This window comes from Vicinamibacterales bacterium (assembly GCA_041659285.1).
Lineage (GTDB): Bacteria > Acidobacteriota > Vicinamibacteria > Vicinamibacterales > UBA2999 > 12-FULL-67-14b.
In genome coordinates this window covers 53405-60293 of the sequence record JBAZYO010000022.1, presented here as the reverse complement: position 1 = coordinate 60293, position 6889 = coordinate 53405, and the positions used below count along the sequence as shown (strand labels likewise).

At 66.0% G+C, this 6889-nt stretch carries 6 protein-coding genes; 5 read left to right on the top strand and 1 reads right to left on the bottom strand.

Annotation, left to right across the window (positions count from 1 at the left end; all coding sequences use genetic code 11):
- Positions 1-39: 39 nt before the first annotated feature.
- Positions 40-456 carry a PadR family transcriptional regulator gene (locus WC815_23040; protein ID MFA5911664.1) on the bottom strand — a complete coding sequence of 139 codons (417 nt, stop codon included), beginning with the start codon at positions 454-456 and terminating at the stop codon, positions 40-42.
- Positions 457-696: 240 nt separating this feature from the next.
- Between WC815_23040 and WC815_23035 the strand changes: the two genes are divergently transcribed.
- From WC815_23035 to WC815_23015, 5 genes are all read left to right on the top strand, one after another.
- The gene (locus WC815_23035) at positions 697-1416 is read left to right on the top strand and encodes a response regulator transcription factor (GenBank protein MFA5911663.1); all 720 of its coding nucleotides are present in this window, start codon (positions 697-699) and stop codon (positions 1414-1416) included.
- Positions 1413-2804 carry an ATP-binding protein gene (locus tag WC815_23030; protein MFA5911662.1) on the top strand — a complete coding sequence of 464 codons (1392 nt, stop codon included), beginning with the start codon at positions 1413-1415 and terminating at the stop codon, positions 2802-2804. The genes WC815_23035 and WC815_23030 overlap by 4 nt, the downstream gene beginning before the upstream one ends.
- A 123-nt stretch (positions 2805-2927) precedes the next feature.
- A complete protein-coding gene (locus tag WC815_23025) occupies positions 2928-3842 on the top strand; it encodes a DmsE family decaheme c-type cytochrome (GenBank protein ID MFA5911661.1) in 915 nt (304 codons plus the stop codon).
- Positions 3843-3863: 21 nt separating this feature from the next.
- A complete protein-coding gene (locus WC815_23020) occupies positions 3864-6308 on the top strand; it encodes an MtrB/PioB family outer membrane beta-barrel protein (protein MFA5911660.1) in 2445 nt (814 codons plus the stop codon).
- A gap of 99 nt (positions 6309-6407) precedes the next feature.
- Complete coding sequence (locus WC815_23015) at positions 6408-6806, top strand: hypothetical protein (GenBank protein MFA5911659.1); 399 nt, start codon at positions 6408-6410, stop codon at positions 6804-6806.
- Positions 6807-6889: the final 83 nt, after the last annotated feature.

The following is a 6889-nucleotide window of genomic DNA, read 5'->3' as shown; positions in this document are numbered from 1 at the left end:
TGTGCTCTTCCGATCTGTAGATGATATCCGATCGTGAGCTTACCGTTTGTGCCGCGTCTTCCTTGCCTTGGACGACCCGGCAGGGGTCGCGCCGGCCAACCGGAACGGCTTGCGCGGGCGGTGCGCGGCGGCCTCTTCGACCACCTCGTGGTGCAGTTCAACGATGGTCTCGCGCAGGACCGCGAGCACGGCGGCGCCGCGCGCGGTCAGGTGGTAGTAGCGGCGCGGGCGCTTGGACTCGCCGACCGCCGCCTCAGAGCGCAGCCAACCGTTGCGCTCCAGTCTCTTCAGCAACGGGTACAGCGTTCCGGGGCTGATGTCGTAGCCATGATGACGCAACTCGCTCAGCACCCATTGGCCGATGATTGGGTGTTCGGCGGCGTGGTGCAGGATGTGGACTTTCCAGAAGCCCAGCAGGATTTCCCGCGTGAGCAGTTTGGCGTCCTGATTCGTCATGTCCAGGTCTCATACTAGCATTACGATTATCGTAAACGGATACGATAACAACCAAGTGGCATGGCGCGTTGGCGCAACGCGTGCTACCGGTGCTCCTGGCGCTGCTCGGCGGCTCGATGATTCTCCGCGGTGCCTGGTCGCAAAGGTGTGCTTCAGAGGCGTGGCCGCCGAGGCCACGCGGCGAGGGCAGTAGGATGGGAGCATCCTGACCGCGATTTCAGGATTCGTTAAGGGATGCCCATGACGAAGGCTGCTAATCTGGCCGCGAGAACGATGATGCGGGTGTTGGTGATCGAGGACGATCCGAAGGTGGCCGGCGCCGTGAAGGCCGGTCTGCAGGGCGAGGGCTACGAGGCCGTGGTGTGCTCGACCGGCGAGGACGGCTATTTCCGTGCGACCACCGAGCCGTACGATGCGATTCTCCTCGACCTCGGATTACCAGGTCGCGGTGGGCTGGAAGTCCTGGCGGGCCTTCGCGGGCAGGGGTTGAGGGTCCCGGTGCTGGTCCTGACCGCCCGCGACGCCGTGGACGATCGCGTCAAGGGTCTCGACGCGGGAGCCGACGACTACCTGGTCAAGCCATTTGCCTTCGCCGAATTGGTGGCCCGCGTGCGGGCGCTGCTGCGGCGGGGGCGGCCCGAGGAGACCCAGCGGCTGCGGCTGGCCGACCTCGATCTGGATCCAATCACCCGGTCCGCCGCGCGCGGCGCCGTGCCGATTGAGCTGACGCCGCGGGAGTTCGAGCTGCTCGATTACCTGCTCCGGCACCAGGGGCACATCGTGTCGCGCGAGATGCTTGCCCGCGACGTGTGGAAGGAGCCCGCCCGCGGCACGCCGCTCGACAACGTGATCGATGTCCACATCACCCGCCTGCGAAAGAAGGTGGACCAAGGCTTCGGTGCCCGGCTGATCCACACGATCCGGGGGGTCGGGTTCCTGATGAAAGAAGGAGCGCCGTGACGGCGCTCAGCCTGCGGACGCGGCTGACGATCTGGTTCGCCGCGTCCATCCTGCTCATTCTGGCGCCGTTCCTGGTCTGGACCCTGACACTGCAGTGGCGTTCCATGCGCGAGGCCCTGGATCACCATCTCGCGGAGGATCTGGAGGTCGTGCTCGAGATGCTCGTGATGCGCGACGGCGCCATCATGTGGCGGACCGATGCCGAACATGATCTGGGCTACGACGCCAGCGAGCGGCGCTGGGTGGAGGTCTATGGGCCGGACGGGACCGTCCGCTATTTGCGCGGGCTGCCCGATCGCCCCGGCATGCAGGCCGCGATCACACGGCCCGTGGCCGAGCCGCCAGGCTATCGGACGCTCCGCACACCGGCCGGGGCCTTCGTCCGGACGCTGGTCATCGACCGGACGGTCGGGACGGAGGTCGTGCGGGTTCGCGTGGCCCGGGCCGAAGACGAGCTCAGGGCCGATCTCTGGTGGCTCGGAATCGTGTTTGGCCTGGCCGCTCCGCTTGCCGTGCTGGCGGCCGCCGTGTCGGGATACTTCATTTCGGGCAAGGCGCTCGCCCCCCTGGGCCGCATGGCCGACCGCGCGCGGGCGATTAGCGCGGACCATCTCTCGGAGCGTCTACCCGTCGAGAATACGAAAGACGAACTCGGCCAGCTGGCCTCGGTGTTCAACGACACGTTTGCGCGGATCGAGCGGTCGTTCGCTCAGCTGCGGCAGTTCACGGCGGACGCGTCGCACGAGTTGCGGACGCCGCTCACCGCCATCCGCAGCGTCGGCGAGGTGGGGCTGCGCGAAGCGAAGGACGTGACGGATTATCAGGAGATCGTCGGCAGCATGCTCGAAGAGGCCGACCGTCTGTCGCATGTCGTCGAGACGCTGCTCACCTTGTCCCGGTGGGAGAGCGGGCGCGTCCACCCGCGGGCGGATGACGTGGATCTCGGTGACTTGGTGCGCGACGTGACCGCACAGCTGGCGGTGCTGGCCGAGGACCGTGACATCGCGATCGACGTCACCATCGGCCAGCCGCTGAGAGTGACCACCGACGACGTCATGGCCCGCCAGGCGTTCTGCAACGTCCTCGACAATGCGATCAAGTACACCCGCGAAGGTGGCCGGATCCGGATCCGGTCCGCGAGCCCGGAGGGCGAGCACCAGGTGGTCGTGGACGACGAAGGGCCGGGCATTCCGGAAGACCAGCGCCAGCGCGTGCTGGAACGGTTCTACCGGATCGAGGGCGGCCACACCCGCCGCCTCGGTGGCGCGGGCCTGGGGCTGGCCATCGTGCACTGGGCGATGACCGCAAACGGGGGCCGCGTGGCCATCGGCGACAACGACGCCGGCGGTGCCAGGGTCGTTCTGGCCTGGCCGACATCGCACTCCTGAACGCGAATTCAGAATCTCTTCAGTTTCCGCCGCCCCTTGACATGCCTAGACTGAACTTGATTCATACGGATCGTGCGCTTCAGACCAGCGCCGGCCAGACCGTCAAGGGCAGGAGTCATCGTCATGTCACGACATCGTTGGGGATGGATGGTCGGCGCCGCAGTCGCATTCGTGGCGTCGCTCGGCTGGAGCGTTGCCTCTGCGAAACCACCGAAGCCGCTCGACTGGGTGGCGCTGAACCCCGCGTTCGCGGGCGCCACTTTCGTCAATGACACCGCGACCTGTGCCACGTGTCACGGGGAGTACCTCGATGCCTACGGCAAGACGAAACACGCCAAGGCCTTCGCCGCGAAGTCGCCCGACGGCACCGGTGAATGCGAAAGCTGCCATGGTCCGCGCAGCAAGCACATCGAGAATCCGACAGCGGAACTCAAGGTCGTCGAGGCACGGTCGCAGTCGCTGGTCTGCGCCCAGTGCCATGAGGGCGGCGCCCGCATGGGATTCAAGGCGGGAGCGCACCTCAACGCCGACGTGAGCTGTCAGTCGTGCCACACGGTGATGACGCCGAAGAGCGAGCGGGCGTTGCTGAAGACGGCGAAGGCGGCCGACACCTGCTACACCTGCCACGCCGAGGTCCGCACCGACATCAACAAGATGTCGCACCACCCCGTCCGCGAAGGCCGCATGGACTGCGCCAGTTGTCACAACGTGCACGGATCGACCCCGAGCCTGCTGACCAAGGCCACCGTCAACGACACCTGCTTCGTGTGTCACACCGAGAAGCGAGGCCCGTATGTGTGGGAGCACGCGCCCGTGCGCGAGAACTGCGCGACGTGCCACACGCCGCACGGCTCCAACAACCGCAACCTGCTCAATGCCAAGGACTCGTTCCTGTGCCTCAGTTGCCATTCCTACGGCGGCCACATCAACCTGCCCCGCTACAACCGCACCAGCAATCCGTATGGCAGCGGCTGTGTGAACTGCCACACCAGCGTTCACGGGTCCAATCACCCGTCGGGCGCCAAGCTGACACGGTAGGGGGCTGTCATGATCAGGCTAATGCTCTTGTGCGTCATTCTCAGTGCGGTCGAGGCCTTCGGGCAGACCCCGCCGCCCGCGCCCCAGGCGGCGGCGCCCTCAGTGGAAGTCAGCGGCAGCGTCGCCTCCGGCGTGCTGGGGCTCGACAACTCCACGAACTCGGCGAAGCTGACCGAGTACCGGGACCTGCGCAACAACTTCTTCGTGCCGGCCATGAATTTTTCGATGGCCGATCGCGCGGCGGGCTGGTACTTCGACCTGAGCGGCGTCAACGTCAGCCGCGATGACCAGACGATCCGGGCCGAGGCGGGATCGTTCGGCCGGTGGCGCCTCAAGGCCGACTGGGTTGAGACCCCGCACAGTTTCAGCAACAAGGCGGTCACACCGTACGTCCAGAGGACGCCTGGCGTGTTCACCGTGCCGGCCACCGTCCCCATCACCTTCAAGAAACTGGCGACGGGAGCCGGCGACACCGCCGGCGTGCTGGCCAGTGACGACCTGATCGCGGCGTACCAGGCGAACTTCCTGGCGGCCACGCCGCTGGCCATGCAGACCAATGCCGGGCGCTTCGCCGCGCGGTGGTCCGCGATCGACAGTCTCGCGTTGGACGTGGTCTACGATCGTCGCGACAAGTCCGGCTCAAGACCAACGTATGGCCCTATCGGCGATCGTCCGCCGCGCACGTTGAACATCCAACTGGCCGAGCCGGTGGATTACAACACCAACGAGTTCACCCTCGCCGCCGAGCACCTGGGCGGTCACTATCAGGTACGCGCCGAGTACCAGTTCTCTGATTTCGCCAATCAGATCGACACGATGCAGTGGCAGAACGTCTACGCCAACGGGCAGCCCGGCGCCACTTACGATGTCTGGGATCGCTCCGTGTCGGTGTTCGGCGTGCGGCCGCTGTCCCCGGACAATCGCTACCACAACATCACAGGGATGTTCGGCACCAACCTGCCGAAAGACAGCCGGTTCACCGCGACGGTCGCCTACGGCTTGCTCGAGCAGAACGAGAAGCTGCTGCCCTACAGCTACAACAACGATCAGTTGGCCGTGCAGACGCTGCCCAGGGCCTCGGCCGAGGCGGCGATCAACACGCTGAACTTCGTGGCCGACTACACCATCACGCCCGTTTCGAAGCTCAACCTGCGGGCGTTCTTCCGCAGCTACGACTTGAACAACGACACGCCCTCCAGCAACTGGCAATACGTCACGTCCGACACCAGCAACCTCACTGGCACGGTGTCGTACGTGAACAAGCGGGTCAGCCTGCCCTACGCGTGGACCCGCCGGAGCGCCGGTGTTGATGCCACGTGGCGGCTGCCGGCGCGGACCAGCCTGCTGGTGGGCATCGAACACGAGTCGATGGCCCGCGAATACCGGGAGGCCGACACAGCCGAGAACATCTTCCGGGCGACGTTGCGCACGCGCGGCGCGCGGTGGGCCACGTTCGAGGCCAGGGCTCTGTTCGGCGCCCGCGACGGCGGCGACTACAACAACACGGTCACCCACGAAGGCTACTGGTACAGCCAGAGCGACGGCGTCGACAACAACAACCCCGCGCTGACCTTCGACAACCATCCGGACATGCGGCGCTACGACGTGTCGGACCGCTTTCGGCAGCAGTTCGACCTGCGCGCGAACTTCACGCCGCGCGACCTCGTCGCCCTGTCGGCGTACGTGCGGTATCGGAATGACGACTTCGCCTCCGATGTACAACCCTCGCAGCCGTTGCTGGGCACCGGGCTCGCCGACCAGAACGCCGCGACGCCGGGTGATCAACTGGGGCGCCTCGAAGACCGGCGCACGAGATTCGGCGTCGATGCGTTCACGGAGGTGAAGACCGGATTGTCCTTCAATGCCTTCCTGAACTTCGATCGCGGCACCGCGCTCGATCGCTCGATCGAGTTCAACGAGAACAACAAAGCCAATCCCAGCGCCGTCGCCACGGCGGAACTCGGCCCCTGGACGCGGGCCTCGAGCCAGTGGACGGCCGAGCGCGATGACCAGACGTGGAGCGCCGGCGTCGGCACGACCTGGCAGATCGTGCCTGAGAAGGCCACCCTGATTGCCGACTACACGGCCTCGCTCGCCGCCATCGACATTCACTACTCCGGTTTCGGCGTCACCAACTTCAACGGCACGCCGTTTCCGCCCAATCACCAGTTTGCGTTCTCGTCGCCGTCGACCGTGTCCGAGGACTGGCACGTCGTCAACCTGCGCCTTGAAATCCCGGTGCGGGAAGTCGTCGTGGTGACCAGCTACACCTACGAGAACTACGCTCTCGACGACTGGATGCAGGCGGACGCCACGCCCTGGGTGGAATCCTTGGGAGCGGACACGCTGCTGCGTGACACGTCCCGGTCGTTCCAGTGGGGGAACCGGTTGTTCAACCTCGGGACCTATCTCGCGCCACGTTATGTGGCGCACATCGGCTTCGTCGGATTCCGCTACCGGTTCTGACGATCGCCCGGGCGCTCGCCTGGGCGTCGCTCCGGGGATTGTCCCACCGACTGTGACGAGTTTGACTTACCTGCGTTGGCGACCACATACTGCGTGGGCGTGGTTTCAGCGCTGACCTCTCGCCGCCTCACCGTCGTCGCCGCCGTTGCGGTGGCGCTGGGCGGCTTGCTGCCCGCGCCGCATGCGCACCTCGATCGCCAACAGGCGATTGTCCACGTTCACGCAGTGGCCGACTCGGGCATCTCTCATCACGATGCCGGTGCGGACCACGATCATGCCGCGCTCGATCACGGCGACCACGTTGCCGCGCCGACGATGGTCTCTGCCTACGACATTGCCACCCGCTTCGTACTGAACGTCACAACCGCGGCGGACGCTGTCGCGGTTGAGGCGCCTGCCCCCAGCGGCATGCGCCAGCCGCGCAGAGCCGCGGTGCTGCCGACCCACGACCCACCTCTGCGCTTCACCTCTTCGCCCGCTCCGCCAGCCGTCGTCTAACGACTTCGCACGTACCTGTAGTTCCCAATTAATCGATCGTGTGTTCGGCCGCCATGCGGCCGGAGGGTTATGCCATTGCCCGG

Excerpts from the sequence above, each read along its gene's own strand:
- WC815_23040 (MFA5911664.1), bottom strand. The coding sequence starts at position 456 with ATGACGAATCAGGACGCCAAACTGCTCACGCGGGAAATCCTGCTGGGC.
- WC815_23035 (MFA5911663.1), top strand. The coding sequence starts at position 697 with ATGACGAAGGCTGCTAATCTGGCCGCGAGAACGATGATGCGGGTGTTG.
- WC815_23025 (MFA5911661.1), top strand. The coding sequence starts at position 2,928 with ATGTCACGACATCGTTGGGGATGGATGGTCGGCGCCGCAGTCGCATTC.
- WC815_23020 (MFA5911660.1), top strand. The coding sequence starts at position 3,864 with ATGCTCTTGTGCGTCATTCTCAGTGCGGTCGAGGCCTTCGGGCAGACC.